The following is a 21,174-nucleotide window of genomic DNA, read 5'->3' on the forward strand; positions in this document are numbered from 1 at the left end:
TCAGACATGGCTGTGACTGTGGGCGCCGGGGCCGGCAACCACAAGGTCGTCCTCGGCGTCCAGGATCCGGACCGTGCCCTTGGTGCCGTCCACACGCAGCCGCTGCCCGGTCTTGATGGTGGTTGACCCGGAGCCCGTTCCGGTGACGGCCGGCAGGCCGTACTCGCGGCACACGATCGCGGCGTGGCTCATCATGCCGCCGATGTCCGTGACCGTTGCGCTGATCTTGCCGAAGATGGGTCCCCAGGAGGGTGCCGTCACCGTGGCCACCAGGATCTCGCCCTGCTGGACTTCGGAGAGCTGGTCGGCGTCGGTGACCACGCGGGCCAGGCCTTCCACCACGCCGGGTGAGGCGGCCATGCCGCGGAGTCCGCCGCCTTCCACTTCTTCACCGGCTCCCAGCCACTGCTGGACCTGTTCGGTGGTGATGCCCCAGAGCATCCGGGTGAAGGGTTCGGTGATGGAGGCCGGCGGGGTGTTCAGGGCGGGCGCGGGGCGGGCGGTCTTGAGGGCGTCCACGATGCCGCGGCGGCGTTCGATCTCCTCGGGCCAGTAGTCGGGGCCGACGGGCTTGGCCCCGACGCCCCAGCCGGTGACGAGGTCGAAGAGGGCATCGCGGACCTCGTTGCGGCCCAAGTAGAGCAGATCGTCCGGTTGGGTCCAGAAACCTTCGGCGTGCATCATGCGGGAGAGTTCGCGGATCTTGCGCCAGAAGACGCCCATGGTCCAGTGCTCGATGTAGAAGTTGTGGTTCTCCACGTAGGGGTAGGCGGTGGCGGCGAGGCCGCGCTTGGCGTCGAAGACTGCCTGGTTGTCGCCTTCGAGGAGGTCACGGTATTCCTCGATGATGCGGTCGCGTTCGGTGATCAGGGCGTCGACGGGACGCATGATTTCCTGGCCTTCGTCCACGCGCCGGATGTAGTCGGCGATGTAGCCCAGCGGGATTTCCTGGTTCACGTTCCAGTACTTGTCGTGGCCGTAGAAGCCGTTGCCCACGGTGAAGTTGAACCACGGGTGCTTGGCACCTTCGTACTGGGCCAGCCAGCGGTCCCCGCCCGGGGCGGCGGCGATGGCACCCAAAGTAGCTTCGACGTCGTCCGTGTTTCCAAAGTGCGGTTGGAGGCCCAGTTCGACGGCGAGCTTGGCGAGCTGCTTGAGCTCGTCATCGGGGCGGAACAGTTCCATGTCCACGCCCTGGACCATGCTGGCGATGGACTGGTCCGGGATGTTGGGGAAGACCTGCTTGCAGAAGTTGAAGAAGTCCAGGTAGGCGATGTAGCCCAGGTTCAGGAACTCGAAGTGGTATTGCCAGTTCTGGTAGGCCAGCTGGATGAGGCGGTCGTAGCTTTCCAGGAGCTTCTCGGAGCCGTCCTTGCCCTTGCCGGAGGTGATGTCCTCCATGGGGACCATGTCCGGAAGCCTGGGGAAGGAGATGGTTTCCATCTCGTCGATGGTGCCCTTGACCTTGACGTGCCAGTCCTTGAGGAGCTGCTCCCAGTTCTGGAAGTAGTGGCCGACGCGCTGCTCGAACAGTGGCACGCGGGCGGCGATCTGGTCCTCCGGGACGGGAATGGGGGACATGTAGAGGTAGCCCAGGTGGATGCGGAACTCGATGCCGTTGGCGTTGGGGATCATCAGGTGCCGGGCGTTGTACTGGCCCAGGCACTTGACCGCGAATTCGCCGCCGATGGTCTCGAACGGCTTGAACACGGTGGGCCAGTGCTGGCTGTCGCAGAACCAGAACTTGGCGTCCTCCTGCTCCTTGAGCTTGTCCTGGAAGACCAGATAGTAGGGGTAGATCTTTTCCCAGCCCTCGGCCCCGGCGGGAACCGGCAGCTGGGAGGGCTTGGGGAACGACTTCATGGACATGGCGGTCCTTTCGGGAGGGCTCGGCGGTGAGCCACGGTGGGGTGAAGCCTTGGGTTTCGGATCAGGCGGTCGGCTTGAGCACGGGAGTGCTCAGTCCGCTGAAGTAGCCGCCGGTGACGACGGGCTGCGGCGCGGTCGCCGGCTTGGAGGAGTGGACAGTTTCCGGCCGGGACTGCAGGAGCAGCAGGTTTTCACCGTCGGGGAGGTCGGCGTCGAGGGCCCATTCGATGTCCTGCGGGCACTTGTAGTGCTTCTCGGCCCGCTTGGCCATCTGGGCGACGGCGGTGAGCTCGGCGTCGGTGAGGCTGCGGCGGCCGCGGCGTTCGTCGTCGACCTCGCGTTCCACCAGGCGCCTGGCACCGGAGTCGGGAACTAGTTCGGCGTGCTTGTCGCCCAGGTGTTCGGTGACGACGGCGAGGGTCACCTTGTCCAGCACGATGTTGTCCGGGGTGACCTGGCCGGAGACCACCATCTCGCCCACCCCGTAGGACGAATCGATGGTGATCTTGGATCGGTCGCCGTTGGTGGGATCCATGGTGATGGCCACGCCGGAGACTTTGGAGTTAACCATTTTCTGCACCACCACTGCCATGGACAGGCCTTCGTTGGGGATGCTGTTCTTGAGCCGGTAGATGATGGCGCGGGACGTGTAGAGCGAAGCCCAGCACTGGCGGATGTGCTCGGTGACCGCCTTGACGCCGTCCAGCCAGAGGTAGGTGTCCTGCTGCCCGGCGAACGACGCATCCGGCAGGTCCTCCGCGGTGGCGCTGGACCGGACGGCCACCGGAACAGGCGCGTCGAAGCGTCCCCTCAGGGATTCGTAGGCCTCGATGGTCAGGCTGCGCAGCTTTTCAGGCACCGGCCGGGAGCAGATGTCCTCGCGGATGGCTGCGGACACCTGGTCCACCTGCCGGGTGTCCTCAGGGTCCAGCCCAGCGAGCAGTTCGTGGATCTTCGCCGTGATGCCGGCTTCGTCCATGAAGGCATCGAACTGCGCGGTGGTGACCACAAAGCCGGGCGGAACGGGCATGCCGGCTGAGGTCATGGTGACCAGGGACGCGCCCTTGCCGCCGAGGTTTTCAAGCTTCGGCTCGATGCCGCCGTCGAAGAACTGAACGTATTTGTTGCTTTGCATGGTGCTTAGGCCTTCCAGGTGACAGGAACGGTCTCGGGAACACGGAAGGACAGGTTTTCGCGGAAGGCGATGTCCTCCGGGGCGTCGAGCTGCAGGCCGGGGGCGAGCCGGGCCACTTCCTCGAGTGCGATTTTTGCCTGCAGCTTGGCGAGCATGTTGCCCAGGCAGTAGTGGATGCCGAACCCGAAGGAGAGGTGCTCGCGGGCGTTGGGCCGGGTGATGTCGAAGTCCTCCCCGGCCTCGAACTTGGTTTCGTCGCGGTTGGCCGAGCCCATCAGGAGCAGCAGCTGCGAGCCTTGCTCGATGGGAACCCCGCCCACCTCGGTGTCCTTGAGGGCCTTGCGGCGCCAGCCGACGATCGAGCCGGCGTAGCGGAGGACCTCGTCGATGGCGGCGGGAATTTTCTTGGGATCGTCCACCAGCTGCTGCCACTGTTCGGGGCGGGCCAGGAGCTCGCGCAGGGCGTTGGAGATGAGGGTGGTGGTGGTCTCGTGGCCGGCAAAGAGCAGGCTGTAGAGGACCGAGGCGATTTCATGGTCCGAGATCTCGGCGCCGTCCTGCTGGGCCTTGACCAGGTCCGCCGTGAGGTTGTCGCCGCCCTCTTCGTGCGCCACCCGGACCAGGCGCAGGCATTCCTGCCAGTACTCCACCAGGTTGTGGGCGTGCGGGATCTGCTGCTCGTCGCTCAGATCGCCCCAGGTCATGGCGGCGCGGGAGTCGGACCAGCGCTTGAACGTGTCCACCTGGGAAACGTCCGCCCCGATCAGGGTGAGGATGGTGATGGTGGGAACGTCGTAGGCCAGGTCCTTGACCAGGTCCCCGCGGCGCTCTTCGCGGGACAGCATCTTTTCGAGCAGGTCCACCACGTTCTGCCGGATGAACGGTTCCAGCGCCTTGTAGCGGCGGGGCGTGAAGGCCTTCTGCACTACGGCGCGGATGCGGGTGTGCTCCGGCGGGCGGCGCGCGGACAGGCCGGAGTAGGCGGTGAAGCCGCCCTCTTCCATGATCTTTTTCGCGGCGGGTCCGCGTTCCCGGACCGGGGCCTGGGCGTTTTCGCTGGAGAACGTTTCCCAGTCCTCGAAGACGGCTTTGATGTCGTCGTACCGGGAGACGACGTACAGGCCGGTGCGCTCATCGAGCATCACGGGCTGCTCGGCCCGGAGCTCTGCGTAGGCGGTGAAGGGATCCTTCATCTGGAAGGGTTCGTAGCCGTGGTGCCCGGCGGGGGCTTCGGCGCCGTACCCGAAAGGACAGCGGCCAGCCGTTTCTGTCGACGATGACATGTTGACTCCTGGTGTCTTGGCTCCGCCCGGCACCTTGGGGGCGGCGGGGGTTTCTTAGTGACCAGTGTGGTCCACATCACCGGGCGGGAACAGCACCGGCTTCCACTGGACGGAAGCGATCGGGGTCAGCCGCGGGGTCCTTTGTGGACGCCGATCAGCGTCTCCAAGGGGATCCGCGCGGTGGCCTTTTCGATTTGGGCCGAGATGCCCTTGAGGACGGGAAGGTACCGGGTCATGGTGGATGCCTGGGCGGTGGGCAGCACCAGGCCGATCGCGGCGCCGATCCGGCCGGTATGGAACACCGGGACAGCAATGGAGCAAGAGCCAAGGCGAACTTCCTCGAGGGTGGTGGCATAGCCCTGCGCATGGATGTCCGCCAGCTCGGCCGCGAACCTCTGGGGATCGATGTGGGTGTGGGCGGTGGCCCGTTCCAGGTCCCGGTGCAGGTAGGCGTCGCGCACCCAGTCGTCTTCGAAGGCCAGGATGACCTTTCCGACGGCCGTGGCGTGCATGGGCAGGCGGCCGCCCACCCGGGACGCGCGGGGCACGCGCTTGGAGCCGTAGACCCGGTCAATGTAGAGGACCTCGTTGCCGGCCCGGATGGCCAGGTGTGCCGTTTCGCCGGTGAGCGAGAACAGGTCCTGGATGTAGGGGTGGGCGGCGTCGCGCAGCTGGCGGCCGGTGTTCTGCGCCAGCTCCCACAGCCGGATCCCCAGCTGGTAGCGGCCGTTCGGTTCCCGCGACAGGAATCCCCAGTCGGTCAGTTCGTTCACCAGGCGGTGCGCTGTGCTGAGCGGCAGCCCGGATTTGTCTGCAATGTCGGTCAGGCTGAGGGCGCCGCGGGAGGTTTCGAATGCTTCCAGGATGGACAGCACTTTGGACGTCACGGTGCGTCCGGGGTCGCGGTTGCCGCCGGCCATGGGGGCCTCCTCGCTCCTGGCGCTGGGCCAAGGTGCCTGCAGCGTCCGGAAAGAGTCTAAGCGCGGGAACGGGTCTTGGCCGCGCCGCTTTCCCGGTCAGCCAAGCAGGCGTTGCCGCTGGGGCCAGAGGGTGACCGATTCCAGGGCTGACAGCGCCCGCGCCATGGCCTGCGCCTCCGCGGTGAACAGGTGGCCGTGCACGCGCTGGGAGCACAGCCGTAGGGCCTGCCCGCGGTCCAGCCCGAACCAGTCCATGACAGTGTCGATGCCGTGCGGGCTGAGGCGCCAGGTCTTGTCCGCGTCCTTGACGATGGCGTCCTCGATGGAGAGGGCTTCCCGCCGGGAATCGCGGCCGTCGATGATGTCCAGGATGGCGGGGATCCTGGTGTGGTCGTAACGGCACTCCGCGAGGATGTCCGCGGCCAGGCGCGCCCCCTCCTTTTCGTGCAGCAGCACCAGGTCCGGCCTGCCGCCGCCCGGCGCAATGGCGGCCAGGACGTCACCGGGCGGAACCTGTGACCAGCCGATGTCGTGCAGCATGATGGCGGGAAGGACCACGGCGGCGTCGGCTTCCGGGTGGGCGTCCAGCAGGGCGCGGGCCAGGCCGAAGGCGTACAGGGTGTGGGCGTCGTTGTCCCGGACCTTCAGGTATGGCGCGGCGAGTTCCCAGATCCCTGCGAGCACCGGGTCCAGCGCAATGACCCCTGCCGGATCCGGTTCGATTCCGGAGGCAACGGCGGCGGCGTCGAGGCCCGAGTGGTTGGCGGCGTGCTGCAGCTTCGTCATCCATCCAGCCTGCCCGGTAACAGGCCCGCGGGCAACGGGTGGCTTCTGCCCAGTGGAACTCCGGTTGTGGGGCGTACGACGGCGTCACGCACAGCACGCTTTCGGCCCACCTAAGGCGGGGAAGCCCCGGAAAGCCGGGCCCCGCCGTCGACCGTTGCCCTAAAGCGTGCCCCGCGTGACGCGGGCGTGGCCTCAGCTCACACGATGGCGGTGGCGTTGGCCGGGGAGCCGGTGCCGCCTGTGATGTTCAGCGGCTTGATGCTGATGAACGCGTCCCACTTGCCGGTGCTGCGCATATGCCGGGCCAGCGGGCCGAGCCGCCACAGCTCGCCCAGGGGCAGGCCGAGCTTGGCCAGGAGCTGCTGGTGCATCATGCCGTGGTCGTTGAACGCGGACTCCCGGTAGGGGCTGTCCAGGACGGCGGGGAGGCATTCGAAGGCAAAGTTGTCTGCGGCGATCACGGCAAACCGGCTGTCCCATGCCCAGGCCACGAACTCCTGCGACTGCGCCACGCCCGTTGCCTTCCGGCTCTCACGAAGCCGCTGCTTCTCCTCCGGCTCCAGCGCGAGGAACCATTCGCACCACCCGGTGTGGAGCAGAAGGATGTCGCCGGGACGCGTGGCCAGGGACTGGGACTCCAGGGCCGCGTGGACCAGGTCCAGGCCCAGGGGTTCCCCGGCTGCGTGGTCGATAGGCTCCCCCATGCCGTTCCGGAACCCGTCGAGGTCCACCAGAATGCCCCGGCCGGCGATGGGGTGTTCGGCCCATTCCTGGATCCCCAGCTCTGGGGTGCCCTCGGCGACCCGGTGGTCCGGGACGCCGTTGTAGAACCCAACGTCGTCGGCGCGGCGGTGCCGGAGCCCGTCAATCTGCGTCGACCCCTGCAGGAAGTACCCGTCCAGATAGTCGTCCCGGTGGGCGGGATGGGAGGAGTAGATGGTGTGCCGGGGTGCCCCGCGTTTGAGCGACATGCCCGGATCAAAGGCATCCGCGGGATAGTCCAGGCCGAACACGGCGCCGGTCCGGATGCAGTCCTTTGCCTCCAGGACGGCACCAGAGGTGATGAAGGACGGCGTGCCCCGCTCCGGTTCCGGGAAGAGGCCCCAGGATGTACCCGTCAGGTTGCCCTCCCTCGCCAGGAGTTCAGCGAAGGTGGGAAATGTTCCGTGTGCAGTCATCGGCTGGTTGCTTCCTGTTTCTGCCCGGCCTCTTTCCGGGGCCGCCTGTAGCTGAGCAGGAAGCCGGCCACCGCGCACACCGATGCGGCAATGCAGATGGGCGGCTTGATGACGTTGTTGAAGAACTCGAGCCAGGCGTTTTGCCCGGCCACAAGGCCCACGACCTGCCCGGCAACGAACAGGACGCCACCAATGAGCAGGACTGCGAGGGTGAAGGTGAAGACGGTTCCGGTGATCCTGCGGGGTGTGTTCATGGTGGTTCCTTAGATCGGCAGGACGCCGAGGATGATCAGCACGCCGATGACCAGCAGGGGCAGCGCGTAGTGGGTGAGCAGGCGGGCGAAGGTCTTGATGGGGTTGACGTCCGCGATGCCGCAGGCGACATAGAGCGGTGCGCCACCGGGCGGGACCGCCGCTTCGCAGGAGGAGAAGACCAGGACGGCGACGGCGGCCGTGGTGGCCGGAACGCCGGCTGCGACGAGTGCGGCGACGCCGACCGTACCGACGGCGGCCATGGTGGCCGTTGCGGACAGCGGGGCCGCCACGGCGATGACGATCAGCCCGATCAGGATGGCGAGCAGCCAGAGGGGGAGGTTCATGCCGTTCAGCAGTGCCGTCATCTGTTTGGGAAGGCCGGTGGCGGCGAGCGCGTTGGCGCCGGCGAAGGCGAAGAGCACCGTGACGCCGACGATTCCGAAGCGCGGTGCGGAGCCTTGCAGCAGTTCGGCCCAGGCACGGCCGGTGCGCGGCAGTTGTTTCCGGCCCAGCAGGGCACCCGTGATGAGCAGGACCACAGGGATCCAGACGATCACGCTGACGGACTTGCTGACGTCACCGCCGGTCCAGTCCGAGAGCGCCGACGTAAGGAACCCCGAGGTGATGACCAGCGGGATGGCGACGACGACGAACAGCAGGAGGGTGGCCCAGCCCTGGCCGAGAGCGGCCCGGACGGACATCCGGTGGGCTGCATCAAGGGGTGCCATGCCGCTTTTGCGGATCAGCAGCCAGGTGACGATGAGCCGGTGCAGGAAGCACCACAGGCCGCCGAAAAGCAGGGGAAGGACCAGTGCGTTGATGTTCAGCAGGGGCCCTACCGTGGCAGAGCCGACCAGGACGAACATGGAGGCGCTGAACGGGAAGGTGATGCCCATCCCGGCGTTGCCTGCCACAAGGGTGGCCGCCGCGGGCTTGTCCAGGCGGGACTTCTCCATCCAGGGGATGGTGACCGACCCCACCGTCGCGGCGATCGCAGCCTGGTTGTGGACCACGCCACCCAGGCCTGCGGACGCCACCGTTGAGACCCAGGCGGGACCGCCCTTCACGCCTCCGATCAGGGAATTGAGCAGGTCGATCAGCCGGTCCAGGACGCCGCCTTTGTCCAGCAGGTAGCCCATGAATACGAAGGCCATGGTGGCGTAGACGATTTCATCTGTCGCAGCCGAGTACAGCGCCGACCAGCCAATTTGCGCCGCAGCCGCGCCGGTAAACGGGAGGATCACCAGGAACCCCATGATCATCGCCTCCCCCACGCTGCGCTTGATCAAAGTGGTCCAAAGCAGGATGACGGCCAGATAGGCGCCGAGTGCCCAGATGCCGATCATGCTGCTGCTCCTGACGTCGGAATGCCGGTTGTTGTGGAAATCATGTGTTGCCTGTTCCTGATTGTGCCCGACCGGGCGGTCAGCGCAAGGCCGGTTCCGTTGCCTGCCCGATGCGGGCCAAGGCATTGGCGGAAGCGGTTGTCATCTCTGCAGGGACGCCAAGGTCCGAGAGGTAGCTGGCGGTGTCCTGCATCTCCCTGGACCGGCGCACGGCATGTTTGGCGGTGCCGGTGAGGAACCTGTCGATAACGGCCTGGCCGTCGCCGGCAAGCTGCCCGGCAATCTGGGCGCGGATCCAGTCCTCGAGCCCTGCCGCCTTGCCGGCCGTGACGGCCTCGACCACGACGGAGGCCAGGCCCTTCATCAGGACGCTGCGCAGCAGCTTGTGCGCCATGGCCGCACCAGCGCCGCCGTCGGCGATTTCCACCTGGACGCCCAGGGGTTCCAGCAGGGCGGCGACGGCCTGGGCGCCGGGACCACTGACCATCAGGGGCGTCTTCTCCCCCAGCGCTGAGACCGGGCCAAGGATGGCGACGTCGGCGAAGGCGGCCTGGGTAGGCAGCTGCCCGAGTTCCTGCATGACGCCGGGCGATGAGGAGGTGAAGTCCGCATAGACGCTGCCGGCGGCCAGGACCGGCAGGCACTCCTGGGCAACACTGCGGGCAGCTGCGGCTCCGGTCATCACCAGGACGATATCCGCCCCTTCACAGGCTGCTGCAGCGGTGGCGGCGCGGGTGACGCCGGCGGGGGTGGACGGTGCCACGGGGTCGAACCCGGTGACCGCGTGGCCGGCAGCGGTAAGTGCTGCGGCGTAGGTGGCGCCGGCTTCGCCGAGGCCAATGACGGTGCATGCTGTCATGGAATTGGTGTCTTTCTTGCTTGGAAAGGTGCGGCGGCTAAGAGCGTGCCGCAATGATCGTTTGCCGGCGATTGGTTTCGTCCGCGAAGACGGCCTCCGCTGCTTCGGCGACGGCGGTTGCCTGTTCGCGGGGAACCACCACCACGCCGTCGGAGTCGCCGACGATGATGTCGCCTGGCAGGACAGGAACACCGCCGAAGGCAATGGCGGTGCCCATCCGGAACGGACCGTCCTTGTAGGGACCTGCCGGCGAAGTAGCCCGGGCAAAGACCGGCATGCCGATCTCACCCAGCGCCTCGGCGTCGCGCGCTGCTCCGTCCAGCGCAAAGCCGGCGACGCCGAGGTTGATGGCACGCTCCCCTATCAGCTCGCCCAGCAGGGCGCGGGACTCATCGCCGCCGCCGGCGACCACAATGACGTCCCCGGGCCGCACCTGCTGGAGGGCTGCGTGAATTCCCTTGTTGTCGCCGGGCCGGGTCCACACCGGGAAGGCCGGACCGGCGAGTTTTGCACCGGGCCAGACGGCCTGGATGGCCGAGTCGGCCACGCCGAGCCGGTCCATGGCGTCGCCGATGTTGGCGGCGGGCAGCTTGGCGAGGCGGTCCACCACGTCCCGGTCCGGCCGGGCGAAGTCAGCGTCAACAGTGTCAAGGGATGGGGTTGTCATAGGAGTTCTTTCGGTGGGTGGGGCGGGTGGATCAGTCTTTTTTCTGGACCAGCGGGAGGACCTTCTTGAAGTCGCCTTCCTGGCCTGCCCACATCTGTTCGTAGTCCTTGGCTGTGAGGTAGCTGGTCTGCAGGCCGAGGTCCTTCATCTTCTGCACCACGGCGGGGTCTTCGATGGCCTTCTCGAGGGCGGCTTCGAGCTTCTTGGCAACGTCATCGGGGAGTCCGGCCGGTGCGGAGTAGCCACGGGCGGTGCCCGCTTCGACGTCGTATCCGGATTCCTTGAAGGTGGGCACGTCAGGCAGCGCCGGAGAGCGTTCAGCGCTCATGACACCCAGGACCCGTGCCTTGCCCTGCTTGTTCAGGTCGTTCACGTCGCTGACGTTGGCCACCAGGACGTCCACGTGCTTGCCGAGGAACGCGGTGGTTGCCTGCGATGCCCCTTCGGAGAAGTGGACGGGGGCAAACTCGGAGCCAGTGACCTGCTGGATCTGGGCCAGGGCGAAGTGCTCGCCCGTCTGGATGCCGGTGGTGCTGGCGGTCATGGACTTGGGGTTGGCCTTCTCGGCGTCCAGGAGTTCCTTCAGCGTCTTGTAGGGGCTGTCCGGCTGCACGGCGATGACTGCGGGGTCAAAGACCTGCCGGCCCAACGGCTTGAAGCTGTCCCGGGTGTACTTTGCGCCGCGGGCCGGATCGAGCGGCGAGACGACGACGGACGGTGAGCCGGTGGCCCCGATGGTGTAGCCGTCCGGCTTGGCGCTGGTCAGCGCGGTGTAGCCGATCTGGCCGCCGGCACCGGGCTTGTTGACCACCTCTACGTTGGTACCGAGTTCCTTCTCCAGCACGGGCTGGATCAGCCGGGCGGCCGTGTCCACGGCCCCGCCGGAGGAGAACGCGACAATCAGATCGATGGACTTGCCCTTCTTGGGAAAGTCGTTGGCACCGGCGGCCGAGTTGGAGGCTCCGGCGTTGGCGCCGCAGCCGGTAAGGGCGATCAGCGACGCCGCTGCGAGGGCAGCAATGATTTTCTTGCGTGACATGGGTCTTCTCCTTTGAAGTGATGCGGATGGAGCGGGGATGGGTGGTGCTTGTTGGGGTGTCTTAGGCCTCGGGGTCCTCGGTGAGGGCCTTGGGCTTGCGGAATTTCAGCAGCGGGCTGCACAGGATCAGCACCCCGATACCGATGAGTACGGCGGAAATGGGCCGGCTGGTGAAGACGGTGAAGTCGCCCTGGGAGATCTCCAGCGATTCGCGCAGCGAGCGCTCCATCAGGGGACCGAGCACCAGGGTGAGGACCATCGGGGCCAGCGGAATGTCGAGATTCCGCAGGGCCAGGCCCAGGAGTCCGAAGCCGATCATGACGTAGACGTCGAAGACGCTGAAGTTGATGGTGTAGGCGCCGATCACCATGAACAGCAGGATCACGGCGGTCAGGATTGGGGTGGGAACGCGCAGGATGGAGGTCCACAGTCCCACCAGCGGAACATTTAGCAGCAGCAGGATGACGTTTCCGATGAAGAGGCTTGCGATGATCGCCCAGGCAATGTCCGAGTGCTCGGTAAAGAGGCTGGGTCCCGGCGTCAGGCCCTGCTGGAGGAACGCCCCCATCAGCACGGCGATGGTGGGTGATGCCGGGATGCCCAGGGTGAACAGCGGAATGAGTGCTGCGTTGGCGTGGGCGTTGTTGGCGGTTTCCGGGCCGGCAACACCTTCCACCGCGCCCTTGCCGAGTTCGTGGCGGAAGCGGGAGAACTTCTTTTCGGCCGCGTAGGACAGCAGGGAGGACACCGATCCGGTCATGCCGGGGATCAGGCCAAGGCCGAAACCGACGCCGGTGCCCCGCGCCATCGATGGTGCGCTCCGCCGCCACTCCGTCCGTGAGGGGAACAGTTGCCGGAATCCGGGGGCGTGGACCACCGGGGTGGGCTCGTTCCGCCGGAAGGAGAGGATCTCTGAGAGCCCGAAGACACCCACGATGACGGCTACGAAGCTCACGCCGTCCAGGAGGTTGTCGATGCCAAAGGTGAACCGGGGAGCGCCAGCCACGGGGTCGATGCCCACCATGGAGATCAGCAGGCCCAGCGCGCCGGAGATCACGGCCTTGACCAGGGATTTTCCCGCCAGGGCCACCAGCAGCGAGATGCCCACCACCATGAGCGCGAAGAACTCGGGCGGACCGACCAGAAGCCCCATCTCCCCGAGCGGCTTGGCCGCTGCCACCAGGCCTATGGTGGCGATGGTGCCGCCGATGAAGGACCCGACGGCGGCCAGCGTCAGCGCTGCCCCCGCCCGGCCGATCTTGGTCATGGCGTAGCCGTCGATGGTGGTGATCGCGGACGACGCTTCACCGGGCGTGTTCAGCAGGACGCTGGTGATGGTGCCGCCGTACTGGGTGCCGTAGAAAATGGCACAGAGCATGATGATCGACCCCGCGGGGTCCAGGTTGAGCGTGATCGGGATCAGGAGGGCCACGCCGGCTACCGGTCCTACCCCGGGCAGGACACCGATGATGGTGCCCAGCAGGCAGCCGAGGAAGGCGAAAATCAGGTTCTGCCAGGTCATGGCGGTGGCGAAACCGCCCAAGAGTTCGTTAATCGTTTCCATGGCTAGAGTCCGATCATGTTCAGCGGCGCGAGCGACGAAACCGGCAGCGCGACGTTCAGTCCGTTATTGAAGGCGTAGAAGGCGCCGATGCTTCCCGCCAGGGCGATGATCAGTGAGGGCACCCATGCCCGGCGTCCCCGGATTTTCAGGTGGTAGAGCAGGAACGCGAACATGCTCAGCTGGAAGCCCAGCAGGTCCATCACGGATGCCAGGATGACCAGGCTGGCCACGACGGAGATGACTACTCCTTTGTCCACACCTTCGCCTTTGGCGCTCGGCCGGCGGAGTTCCTGGAGGAGCCAGACTGCCGACATGGCAACCAGCAGCGCCCCCATCGCGAAGGGGAACAGTCCGGCGCCCGGGCCGAGGGATGTCCAAAGCCCCAGGCTGACCGAACTGACCAGGACATAGATGCCGATGGCGGCGAAGGCGCCAATGCCCGCCAGCACACCGGGAGTCACCCGGGTAGGGCTCCCTGCTTTCGTCGTGACTGACTCCGTTGTCATGAGTTTCCTTTTCACAGCGCGTCATTGCGTTTCATAGAATGAAACTATATTGCGTACTGAGAAATAGTGACAGGAGACACAGGGACTGTCAAGCGCAAGGGAATTACATAGAATGAAAGAATGGCAACGACGACTTCCACCACGGCCGGCACGGCAGAAGAGGGACCCAAACCCTCGAACATGCGCTCCCTCTCGCGGGCCATGGAGGTCTTCGCCGAGTTGCAGCGGGCGGAGCGGCCGCAGCGGCTCAGTGACCTGGCGCGGAACTGCGGCATGAGCCTGCCCACCACGCTGAGGATCCTCCGGGTGCTGCAGGATTTCGGAATGGTCAGCCAGAAGGACAAGTCCTACCGGATCGGTCCGGCCGTCCTCCCGGCCGCTAAGAGTTTCCTGGAAAACGACCCCCTGGCGGTTGCGGGGCGACCGGTTCTGCAGCAGCTGGCGACGCAGACGGGAATGTCTGTTTCGCTGCATACCAGGCTGGGGTTTGAGCGCATCCTGGTGGCGCGCGTCCAGGGCGAAGCGCCTATGCAATATGACCTGCCGCTCGGTAAACGCCTGCCGCTGACGCGCGGTGCTGCTGGAAAAATCCTGATCGCCGGTGCCACTGACGCTGAACTCGAACAGGTGGTAGCTGCAGCAATCGCCGCCGGTCACGAGGAGCAGGGATTCACGGTCAAGGAACTCCGGTCACGGTTACCCGAGCCCGGCTGTGACTACGCCTATTCCGCGAATGAGCGCGTGATTGGCGTGCTCTCCGTCGGGGTAGCCCTGACGAACCGGGAGGGCCGCGCCAACGAATCAATGGCCTTGAACTGCCCGGCGGAGGCAACAACCGAAGAAAAGATCAAAGCCAACGTTCCCGAGCTCCGCCGCGCCGCAAGCCGGCTCTCCGAACTGCTCGAGGGTTCGGTCTACTAACAGGACCCTAGGTGTCAGAGGTACGACGGCGCCACACACCGCACGCTTTCGGCCCGCCCGGGGCGGGGAAGCCCCGGAAACCCGGGATGCCGCCGTCGTACGCGGACTGAAAGCGTGCTTCGCGCCACGGTTACCGGCTGGCGTAATACGCGGCGGCCATGTCCTGCTTGGCACGGCCCTGCTCCGATACCCGGTCCAGCCGGGCGGCGAAAGCTTCGGCACCGTCAAGCTTCACGCCCTGCTCCGTTGCCGCATCGACGATGAGGTGGGCATCCTTGCATGCGGTGTCCACGGCGAAGGAGGCAGGCTCCAGCCCGTCGTCAGTGATGAGGCCCATCTTGGTCCGCAGGTAGGGAAGGTCCAGGCCGCCGCCTTCGATCACGCCAAGGAACTGCTGCGGATCGACGCCCAGGGCTTCGGCGAGCGCAACCACTTCCCCGGCGGCGTTGGAGGCGGCGATGACCCAGCTGTTGACCACGAGCTTAAGGCGGGCCGCCGATCCCTGCGAGGAATCTTCACCGGTCCAGATGGTGCGTGCGCCGATGGCGTCAAGGACCGGTGCCACGCGCTGGCGCACCGCTTCAGGGCCGGCGGCGAGCACCAGCAGCTGGCCGGCTTCGGCAGGAGCCCGTGTACCGGAGACGGGGGCCTCCACCAGGTCCAGGCCAAGCTCGGCAGCCAGGCCAGCCAAGACGGGGACATCGCGCATGCCCACCGTGGTGGACTGGACCCAGGCGGTACCGGGCTTAAGGCCCCGTGCCGCGGAGCGCATGACCTGCTCCACGGCGGCGGCGTCATACAGCATGGTCAGGACCACATCGGCGTCGGCCACTGCTTCAGCGGGGTTGGCGGCCCGCTTTGCGCCGTCCGCAGCCAGCGGTTCCGTTTTCGCCGCATCCCGGTTCCACACTGAGACCTCATGACCGGCACCCAGGAGGTTCCGGGCCATGGCCGCCCCCATGATTCCGGTCCCCAGCACAGCCACTTTCAGTTTCGTATCCATTGAGTCATCCTCCTGGTCCAGGTTTGGCGTTCCCTACCAACTCAACGTCTCCAGTATTCAGGGACTTATGCAACAGGGGTTCCTGTGGATTGTCGGTGCCCACACCTAGACTCGTACCCATGAGCAACCAGGAAACAATCGGCAGCCCGGAACCGGAACCCAATGCAGGCCTCAACAGGGACCCGGAAGACTGGGTGACCGGGGACGAACCCATGACGGCGGCACAGCGCAGCTACCTCGACACGCTGGCACGCGAGGCCGGGGAGGAACTGCCCGCGGACCTGAGCAAAGCTGAGGCGTCAAAGCACATCGACCGGCTGCAGCAGCACAGCAACCGCGTGGCCGGCGACGGGGACGGCGCAGGCAGCTAGGCGCGGGCGGTCAAAAGCGGACGACGGCGGCACAGCCGGCGTCCGTCCAAGGCACGGCGGGGGGTAACTACCACGCCCAGGGCCAGCTGGCGGGAATCCTCGCCAGCGGCGCTTGCCGCGCGGGCCTTACCAGGCCTGGTGCTCGCGGGTGAGTCCGAAGGGAACGGCGTCGCTGAGGTCCACTGTGAACCTGTCCACGCCGTGGCGGGTCACCAGGATGCCGTGGCGCTTGCCGTTCAGCGCGTGGGCCTTTGCGGCTGCGACGGCGGCGTCGAGTTCGCGGTCCATGCTTTGGCGGTCGGACACGGTAAGGGTCAGGGGGAAGTTCATGGTGTTGCCTTATGTCTTTCGGGGCCGGGGGCAGGCGCCGCCCAGCGCTCCCCCTGGCTGCATAGGCGGTGGGCACTTTCGTACCTCGCACTATGGTGCCCGAGCAGATAAGGGCCAGCAACTTTAGATAAATGACGCAGGTCAGCAGCCTGCGCGTCTTGCTTTGTCCTGACAATTACTGGCCGCAGGGCACCGTCAATTAGAGTTGGACAGGAGTGGGAACTGCTTTTCGCGGCTTCCATCTGCCTCCTGACACCCCGCCTCGCGGCCTGACCCGAGCCATTTTGCGCGACCGCTGACTGTGCAACGACCTGACAAGGATTCCGCCATTTCCACCGACGCTCTCTTCGGCAATCTGACCAGGATCCGCAACGTCATCCTCCCCACCCCGGCGCGGAGCTGGCTGAATACCGGGCGCGGCCTGCTGGTCGGCTTCATCGTAGTGCACCTGGTCTTCCTGGTCTTCGCCGCCTCGCTCTCCCTGCGCGGCGAGGCGTTCAGCGACACCTTCATCTACCGCGACTGGGCCATTGCGGGCTTCAATGACGCCAACCTCCGCGGCGGCCCCAGCCCCTGGGTCTACCCCATCCTTGCGCTGATCCCCATGGCCATCGCGGGCATGGCGGGACCGGCACCCTTCTTCTTCCTGTGGGTCCTCATGACCACCATCCTCAACGGCCTGGCGTTGCTGAAACTCACCGCCCGTGGCCGCAACACCGGCGCCATCCCCGCGGGCTGGTGGTGGCTCGCCTTCACGTTCCTGATGGGCTGGCTCGGATTCGCCCGGGTGGACGGCCTCACCGCCCCGCTGGTCCTGGTGGCCTTGGCCTACGGCGTCAACCGCCCGTTCATCGCCTCGATCCTTCTGGCCATAGGCACCTGGGTGAAGGTCTGGCCGGCGGCCATCATGCTGGCCCTCTTCGCCGTCGTGAAGAACCGCCTGCTGGTGGTGCTGGCAGGGATCTCGGTGACGGCCGGCGTCGTGGCGCTGGCGGCTGTGCTGGGCAGCGTTCCCCAGCTGCTGAACTTCCTCACGCAGCAGGGCGACCGCGGAATGCAGCTCGAGGCCACCTTCACCACCCCCTGGCTCTGGCTTTCCGTCCTGAACGTGGGCGGCTCCCGCATGTACATGAACACGGACATCAACTCGATGCAGGTGGACGGCCCGGGCACCGCCATCATGTCGGTCCTGATGCAGCCACTCCTGGTCCTGGCCGCCGTGCTGGTGGCCGGGCTGACCTTCTGGGCCCTGCACAACGGCAAGCAGCACAAGGTGGCCGGCGGTGTGGACCGCACCGAACTGCTCCTGGGCGGCGCGCTCACCCTGGCCACCGCCTTCGTGGTGTTCAACAAGGTGGGCTCGCCCCAGTTCATGGTGTGGCTGGGCCCCGCCGTTGCCGTCGGCCTTGCGCACAGCTGGCGGGAGTGGCGCGTCCCGGCCCTGATGCTGATCGCCATTGCTGTGGCCACGTATTTCATCTACCCCCTCTTCTACGACGCCCTCAGCCACAACAACCCCTGGATGGCGCTGGTGCTGACCATCCGCAACGTCCTGTTGGTGGTCCTGTTCCTGTGGAGCGTCCGTCGCCTGTACTCGCTCGGCAAGAAGACCGCCGTGCCCTCCCCTGCGCTCAAGGAGACCTAAGATTTCCACGAGGTTCTTTGACCGCCTGGTGACCGTCCGCACCAAACTGCTCCCGGCAAAAGTGGTGGAATGGTTCGCCCGTCCGTCCAGCGTCTGGTGGGGCTTCGCCGTCGTCCATTTCTACTTCCTGGGCTGGATGGCGTCCTTCTTCCTGAACGGCGATACCTTCAGCGACACCGAGCAGTACCGCCAGTGGGCCACCGCCGGGTACAACCCGGCGGACCTGACCGGCAAGATCAGCCCCTGGGTCTACCCGGTGCTGGCGCAGATCCCCATCTTCCTGGCCAACATCGCGGGACCCAGCCTCTACCTGTTGGTCTGGTTCCTGATCATCACAGCGCTCAACGCCGTCGGCCTGCTCTACCTCACCCGCGGGCCCCGGAAGGTGACGGGCATCGCGCCGGCGTGGTGGTGGCTGTTCTTCACGGTCTTCATGGGCTACCTGAGCTTCGCCCGGGTGGAAGGCATCACCGCGCCGATCGTGCTGATCGCCCTGCTCTCCGCGGCCGAACGGCCCGTGGTGGCAGGCGTGCTACTCAGCATTGCCACGTGGATCAAAGTGTGGCCGGCAGCCGTGCTGGTGCCCATCGTCATCGCCAGCCACAAGCGCGTCCAGGTGGTGCTGGCAGGTGCTGCCGTCACCGCCGTCGTGGGCCTGGGCACCTGGCTGACCGGCGGCCTGCCGCACATCATGGACTTCCTCCTGAACCAGGGCGAGCGCGGCATGCAGCTCGAAGCAACGTTCTCCACACCCTGGGTCTGGCTGAGCGTGTTCCACATCGCCGGCTCCAGGATGGCGGACAACACGGCCATCAACTCCACCGAGGTCTACGGCCCGGGCGCCAGTACCGCCGCATTCCTGATGCAGCCGCTGCTGATCCTCGCGGCCGTCATCGCAGCCATCCTGCTGGTGCGCGCCATGAGCCGCGGCGCCGAACGTGAGGAACTGTTCCTCGAAGGCTCGCTCATGATGGTCACCGCGTTCATCGTGTTCAACAAGGTGGGCTCGCCGCAGTTCATCATCTGGCTGGCCCCGGTGATCATCGCCGGGCTCACGCACGACTGGGAGCGCTGGAAAGTCCCCGCGGCCCTGCTCATGGGCATCGCCATCACCACGTTCGTGATCTACCCGCTGTTCTACACACCGCTCATCCACGCCCACCCGGTCATGGCGGCCATCCTCACCACCCGCAACGTGCTCCTGGTGGTGCTGCTGTGGTGGTCCGTGAAGCGCACGGCAGAGCTGGGCCGGAAGGCTGCAGCAACGGTTCCGGCGGGGGCCTAAGGGGTTTCGCGGCGTTCGACGGCGGCAGGGGCCTTGGCGTCCGCCGCGGCAGCCTGGCGTGCTGCCCGGCGTTCCAATGCCCACTCCCAGCCGCGCCGGGCCAGGTCCAGCGGCCTGCCTTCGATGAGCAGCTTGCGCGTGTGGACGTCCAGGACCAGCAGGTAGAACGTGAAGGCCAGGGCCGTGAAGAACGCCAGGGATGACGCGCCGATGGGCAGTTCCACGAAGGACCAGACCGAAAGCTGATCCTGGGCGCCGAACACCACGAAGAACGTCACGCCCACGTACAGCGACCGGATCTGCCAGTCGTCCCGGATCCCTGTGACGGCCAGGAACGGCAGGAACCACAGGATGTACCAGGGCTGGATGATGGGCGAGAGCATGACGACGGCGGTGAACGCCAACGCCATCCGGCGCACCGCCCGCGAGTAGTCGCCACGGAACATGAGCAGCAGGACCAGCGCGATGGCCGCCCACTTCATGGCGGTCCGCAGCCAGGTGGCCAGGGTTCCGCCGGGCAGTCCCAGCGCGTTGGCGAGCATCTCCACCTGTTGGCCCAGGAAGCCCGACGGCGAGTAGCCGGTGTAGCCGGGGGTGGGATCCATGATGGCCCAGGTCCACCCGATGCCCAGATTGAACGGGATACCGCTGAGGACCAGGACGCCGAAGCTGATGCCCGCCGTCGCAGCCCACATCAGGAATTTGCGCGGCCAGGTGGCGGACGGGCCCGCCCACATGAGGCCAATGAACGGCAGCAGCAGCACGGTGATCGGCTTGATTCCGATGGAAGCGGTGACCAGCAGGATGCCCAGCAGGTAGCGTCGGGTGGCGGCGAAATACACGCCCGCGACGGCTAGGCCCACCATCAGGGCGTCATTGTGGGCGCTGGCAATGAAACTGATCAGGAACAGCGGGTTGGCCACGGAGATCCAGAGGGCGCGCGCACCGTTAATGCCGTGCAGTTCGGCCAGTTTGGGAACGTAGATGACGCACAGCAGCACGCCGACGCCGGCCAGCAGGCGGAAGAGCAGGACGGACGCGTCAGGCTGGGCTCCGGTCAGTCCCACCACCGCCCGCGCCAGCCACAGGAAGTAGGGGCCGTAGGGGGTCCGGTTTTCTGCCCAGGCGGGATCGGCGCCCAGGGCGAACCAGTTGTTGAGCGTGGAAATGCCCACCTCGTACGGGTTCTGGCCTTCCATCACCAGCCGGCCTTGCCCGGTGTATGCATAGACGTCGCGGGAAAAGACCGGAACGCAGAACAGCAGGGGAAGGGACCAGGCGGAGATGGCAGCCACCACGGAGCGCAGGGACGACTGCCCCCAGTCCCCCAGCCGCTGGCCCAGGCGCAGCCACGAGCGCATCAGCAGCATGGCCCCGGCCGTCAGCAGCACCGTGGACACCGCCACGCCCCCGCCTTCGGTGCGGAGCGCGATCACCACGGGCTGGCGGATCATGGGGGAACCATTGGCGATCCAGCCCGTTCCGATGGAGCCGACGAACATCATGAGGGCGCCGATGAAACCTTCGAGGGTTGCCAGGTAGGCACGGCCTTTGGCAGGCACGGAGGCGCCGGCCGATGTGCCCGGCCTGCTTTCCGATGTCCGGAGGTGCGACCCGCCTGCCGTCATGATTGTGTGGTCCCCTACCTTGTTACGGCACTGCTCGCCCCAGCTTCACAAGGCCGCCCTGCAACCCGGTTATTTTATCAGCCGTACTTACTGCTGCACCGGGCCGCGGCCGGCGGGAACGCCACAGTTTGGCAACGGCTGGCGGGAAACCTAGCGGGCGCGCAGCAGTGCCAGGAATTCATCGGCCATGCCCAGTTGCTCCTCCAGTTTCGCCCGGCGCCGCGCCGCCTCTTCGATAAAGCCGTTCAGCTCCTCCCGGATGCCCGCAACATCCTGGCCTGGTTTGGCGGCCTCCAAGGCGTCGATAACCCTAAGAAGTCCTGCCATGGCTTCGAGCGTGAACCCGAGCGGTTTCATCCTGCGGATCAGCATCAGCCGCGTGAAGTCGCGTTCGGTGTAAAGGCGGAATCCGCCTTCGGTGCGGCCGGAGGGTTTGAGCAGGCCCACCTCGTCGTAATGGCGGATGGTCCGGAGGGACATCTGCGAGCGGTCCGCCAGTTCGCCAATGTGCATTGTCGCCACCACTTCTTCGGCGGTCATTTCTTTCACCATCACGTCACCAATCCGCCCCAACCCTCACGTTA

General features: G+C 66.3%; 21 protein-coding genes. 4 read left to right on the top strand and 17 right to left on the bottom strand.

Features of this window, described 5'->3' with window-relative positions; genetic code table 11:
* The 13 genes from ACFO0G_RS15130 to ACFO0G_RS15190 all read right to left on the bottom strand — a co-directional run bounded on the left by ACFO0G_RS15130 (position 1) and on the right by ACFO0G_RS15190 (position 13,407).
* Entirely contained in the window at positions 1-1,869 is a 1,869-nt protein-coding gene (locus ACFO0G_RS15130) for a PEP-utilizing enzyme (protein ID WP_376978612.1), read from the bottom strand.
* A gap of 61 nt (positions 1,870-1,930) precedes the next feature.
* Positions 1,931-3,004 carry a PEP/pyruvate-binding domain-containing protein gene (locus ACFO0G_RS15135; RefSeq protein WP_376978614.1) on the bottom strand — a complete coding sequence of 358 codons (1,074 nt, stop codon included), beginning with the start codon at positions 3,002-3,004 and terminating at the stop codon, positions 1,931-1,933.
* Positions 3,005-3,009: 5 nt separating this feature from the next.
* Positions 3,010-4,287, bottom strand: a complete 1,278-nt coding sequence (locus tag ACFO0G_RS15140) for a cytochrome P450 (RefSeq protein ID WP_376978616.1) — start codon at positions 4,285-4,287, stop codon at positions 3,010-3,012.
* Between the two features lie 125 nt (positions 4,288-4,412).
* On the bottom strand, positions 4,413-5,207 hold the full coding sequence (locus tag ACFO0G_RS15145; protein ID WP_376978618.1) for an IclR family transcriptional regulator: 795 nt from the start codon (positions 5,205-5,207) through the stop codon (positions 4,413-4,415).
* A gap of 96 nt (positions 5,208-5,303) precedes the next feature.
* On the bottom strand, positions 5,304-5,993 hold the full coding sequence (locus ACFO0G_RS15150) for an HD domain-containing protein (protein ID WP_376978620.1): 690 nt from the start codon (positions 5,991-5,993) through the stop codon (positions 5,304-5,306).
* 197 nt (positions 5,994-6,190) lie between these two features.
* Positions 6,191-7,171 (bottom strand): cyclase family protein, encoded by a 981-nt coding sequence (locus ACFO0G_RS15155; protein ID WP_376978623.1) that lies wholly within the window; start codon positions 7,169-7,171, stop codon positions 6,191-6,193.
* The gene (locus ACFO0G_RS15160) at positions 7,168-7,425 is read right to left on the bottom strand and encodes a hypothetical protein (RefSeq protein WP_376978625.1); all 258 of its coding nucleotides are present in this window, start codon (positions 7,423-7,425) and stop codon (positions 7,168-7,170) included. The genes ACFO0G_RS15155 and ACFO0G_RS15160 overlap by 4 nt, the downstream gene beginning before the upstream one ends.
* Before the next feature lie 9 nt (positions 7,426-7,434).
* Complete coding sequence (locus tag ACFO0G_RS15165) at positions 7,435-8,772, bottom strand: TRAP transporter large permease subunit (RefSeq protein WP_286400751.1); 1,338 nt, start codon at positions 8,770-8,772, stop codon at positions 7,435-7,437.
* 79 nt (positions 8,773-8,851) lie between these two features.
* Complete coding sequence (locus tag ACFO0G_RS15170; RefSeq protein ID WP_376978627.1) at positions 8,852-9,631, bottom strand: DUF1932 domain-containing protein; 780 nt, start codon at positions 9,629-9,631, stop codon at positions 8,852-8,854.
* A 37-nt stretch (positions 9,632-9,668) separates the two neighbouring features.
* Positions 9,669-10,298 carry an RraA family protein gene (locus ACFO0G_RS15175; RefSeq protein ID WP_286400747.1) on the bottom strand — a complete coding sequence of 210 codons (630 nt, stop codon included), beginning with the start codon at positions 10,296-10,298 and terminating at the stop codon, positions 9,669-9,671.
* Positions 10,299-10,329: 31 nt separating this feature from the next.
* Positions 10,330-11,337, bottom strand: a complete 1,008-nt coding sequence (locus ACFO0G_RS15180) for a tripartite tricarboxylate transporter substrate binding protein (RefSeq protein WP_286400746.1) — start codon at positions 11,335-11,337, stop codon at positions 10,330-10,332.
* Positions 11,338-11,398: 61 nt separating this feature from the next.
* Positions 11,399-12,901 carry a tripartite tricarboxylate transporter permease gene (locus ACFO0G_RS15185; protein WP_286400744.1) on the bottom strand — a complete coding sequence of 501 codons (1,503 nt, stop codon included), beginning with the start codon at positions 12,899-12,901 and terminating at the stop codon, positions 11,399-11,401.
* A 2-nt stretch (positions 12,902-12,903) separates the two neighbouring features.
* Complete coding sequence (locus ACFO0G_RS15190; protein WP_376978630.1) at positions 12,904-13,407, bottom strand: tripartite tricarboxylate transporter TctB family protein; 504 nt, start codon at positions 13,405-13,407, stop codon at positions 12,904-12,906.
* Between the two features lie 120 nt (positions 13,408-13,527).
* Between ACFO0G_RS15190 and ACFO0G_RS15195 the strand changes: the two genes are divergently transcribed.
* The gene (locus ACFO0G_RS15195; protein ID WP_286400741.1) at positions 13,528-14,328 is read left to right on the top strand and encodes an IclR family transcriptional regulator; all 801 of its coding nucleotides are present in this window, start codon (positions 13,528-13,530) and stop codon (positions 14,326-14,328) included.
* Between the two features lie 130 nt (positions 14,329-14,458).
* On the opposite strand, the gene ACFO0G_RS15200 is transcribed toward ACFO0G_RS15195, so the two are convergent.
* Positions 14,459-15,331, bottom strand: a complete 873-nt coding sequence (locus ACFO0G_RS15200) for an NAD(P)-dependent oxidoreductase (protein ID WP_376978633.1) — start codon at positions 15,329-15,331, stop codon at positions 14,459-14,461.
* Between the two features lie 119 nt (positions 15,332-15,450).
* On the opposite strand from ACFO0G_RS15200, the gene ACFO0G_RS15205 reads away from it, so the two are divergent.
* Entirely contained in the window at positions 15,451-15,702 is a 252-nt protein-coding gene (locus tag ACFO0G_RS15205; protein ID WP_286400736.1) for a DUF3072 domain-containing protein, read from the top strand.
* 126 nt (positions 15,703-15,828) lie between these two features.
* Here the strand turns inward: ACFO0G_RS15205 and ACFO0G_RS15210 are convergent, their stop codons facing one another.
* Positions 15,829-16,032: a hypothetical protein gene (locus tag ACFO0G_RS15210; RefSeq protein WP_286400735.1), complete on the bottom strand. Its 204-nt coding sequence runs from the start codon at positions 16,030-16,032 to the stop codon at positions 15,829-15,831.
* Between the two features lie 301 nt (positions 16,033-16,333).
* Here ACFO0G_RS15210 and ACFO0G_RS15215 point away from each other — a divergent pair, with 301 nt between their 5' ends.
* Both ACFO0G_RS15215 and ACFO0G_RS15220 read left to right on the top strand, forming a co-directional pair.
* The gene (locus ACFO0G_RS15215; protein WP_376978636.1) at positions 16,334-17,677 is read left to right on the top strand and encodes a glycosyltransferase 87 family protein; all 1,344 of its coding nucleotides are present in this window, start codon (positions 16,334-16,336) and stop codon (positions 17,675-17,677) included.
* A 28-nt stretch (positions 17,678-17,705) separates the two neighbouring features.
* Positions 17,706-18,962, top strand: coding sequence for a glycosyltransferase 87 family protein (locus ACFO0G_RS15220; protein ID WP_376978638.1), 1,257 nt, complete (start codon positions 17,706-17,708; stop codon positions 18,960-18,962).
* Here ACFO0G_RS15220 and mptB read toward each other — a convergent pair.
* Together mptB and ACFO0G_RS15230 are read right to left on the bottom strand one after the other, a co-directional pair.
* The gene (mptB, locus tag ACFO0G_RS15225; RefSeq protein ID WP_376978640.1) at positions 18,959-20,590 is read right to left on the bottom strand and encodes a polyprenol phosphomannose-dependent alpha 1,6 mannosyltransferase MptB; all 1,632 of its coding nucleotides are present in this window, start codon (positions 20,588-20,590) and stop codon (positions 18,959-18,961) included. The two genes, ACFO0G_RS15220 and mptB, sit on opposite strands and share 4 nt — an antisense overlap.
* Positions 20,591-20,740: 150 nt before the next feature.
* Positions 20,741-21,142: a MerR family transcriptional regulator gene (locus ACFO0G_RS15230; RefSeq protein ID WP_286404704.1), complete on the bottom strand. Its 402-nt coding sequence runs from the start codon at positions 21,140-21,142 to the stop codon at positions 20,741-20,743.
* Positions 21,143-21,174: the final 32 nt, after the last annotated feature.

Origin of the sequence: Arthrobacter sedimenti (genome assembly GCF_042652025.1) — a bacterium.
Taxonomy (GTDB): domain Bacteria; phylum Actinomycetota; class Actinomycetes; order Actinomycetales; family Micrococcaceae; genus Arthrobacter; species Arthrobacter sedimenti.

Bases quoted from the DNA above. Each gene is read 5' to 3' on its own strand.
- ACFO0G_RS15130 (WP_376978612.1), bottom strand. From the start codon at position 1,869: ATGTCCATGAAGTCGTTCCCCAAGCCCTCCCAGCTGCCGGTTCCCGCC.
- ACFO0G_RS15135 (WP_376978614.1), bottom strand. From the start codon at position 3,004: ATGCAAAGCAACAAATACGTTCAGTTCTTCGACGGCGGCATCGAGCCG.
- ACFO0G_RS15140 (WP_376978616.1), bottom strand. From the start codon at position 4,287: ATGTCATCGTCGACAGAAACGGCTGGCCGCTGTCCTTTCGGGTACGGC.
- ACFO0G_RS15145 (WP_376978618.1), bottom strand. From the start codon at position 5,207: ATGGCCGGCGGCAACCGCGACCCCGGACGCACCGTGACGTCCAAAGTG.
- ACFO0G_RS15150 (WP_376978620.1), bottom strand. From the start codon at position 5,993: ATGACGAAGCTGCAGCACGCCGCCAACCACTCGGGCCTCGACGCCGCC.
- ACFO0G_RS15155 (WP_376978623.1), bottom strand. From the start codon at position 7,171: ATGACTGCACACGGAACATTTCCCACCTTCGCTGAACTCCTGGCGAGG.
- ACFO0G_RS15160 (WP_376978625.1), bottom strand. From the start codon at position 7,425: ATGAACACACCCCGCAGGATCACCGGAACCGTCTTCACCTTCACCCTC.
- ACFO0G_RS15165 (WP_286400751.1), bottom strand. From the start codon at position 8,772: ATGATCGGCATCTGGGCACTCGGCGCCTATCTGGCCGTCATCCTGCTT.
- ACFO0G_RS15170 (WP_376978627.1), bottom strand. From the start codon at position 9,631: ATGACAGCATGCACCGTCATTGGCCTCGGCGAAGCCGGCGCCACCTAC.
- ACFO0G_RS15175 (WP_286400747.1), bottom strand. From the start codon at position 10,298: ATGACAACCCCATCCCTTGACACTGTTGACGCTGACTTCGCCCGGCCG.
- ACFO0G_RS15180 (WP_286400746.1), bottom strand. From the start codon at position 11,337: ATGTCACGCAAGAAAATCATTGCTGCCCTCGCAGCGGCGTCGCTGATC.
- ACFO0G_RS15185 (WP_286400744.1), bottom strand. From the start codon at position 12,901: ATGGAAACGATTAACGAACTCTTGGGCGGTTTCGCCACCGCCATGACC.
- ACFO0G_RS15190 (WP_376978630.1), bottom strand. From the start codon at position 13,407: ATGACAACGGAGTCAGTCACGACGAAAGCAGGGAGCCCTACCCGGGTG.
- ACFO0G_RS15195 (WP_286400741.1), top strand. From the start codon at position 13,528: ATGGCAACGACGACTTCCACCACGGCCGGCACGGCAGAAGAGGGACCC.
- ACFO0G_RS15200 (WP_376978633.1), bottom strand. From the start codon at position 15,331: ATGGATACGAAACTGAAAGTGGCTGTGCTGGGGACCGGAATCATGGGG.
- ACFO0G_RS15205 (WP_286400736.1), top strand. From the start codon at position 15,451: ATGAGCAACCAGGAAACAATCGGCAGCCCGGAACCGGAACCCAATGCA.
- ACFO0G_RS15210 (WP_286400735.1), bottom strand. From the start codon at position 16,032: ATGAACTTCCCCCTGACCCTTACCGTGTCCGACCGCCAAAGCATGGAC.
- mptB (WP_376978640.1), bottom strand. From the start codon at position 20,590: ATGACGGCAGGCGGGTCGCACCTCCGGACATCGGAAAGCAGGCCGGGC.
- ACFO0G_RS15230 (WP_286404704.1), bottom strand. From the start codon at position 21,142: ATGGTGAAAGAAATGACCGCCGAAGAAGTGGTGGCGACAATGCACATT.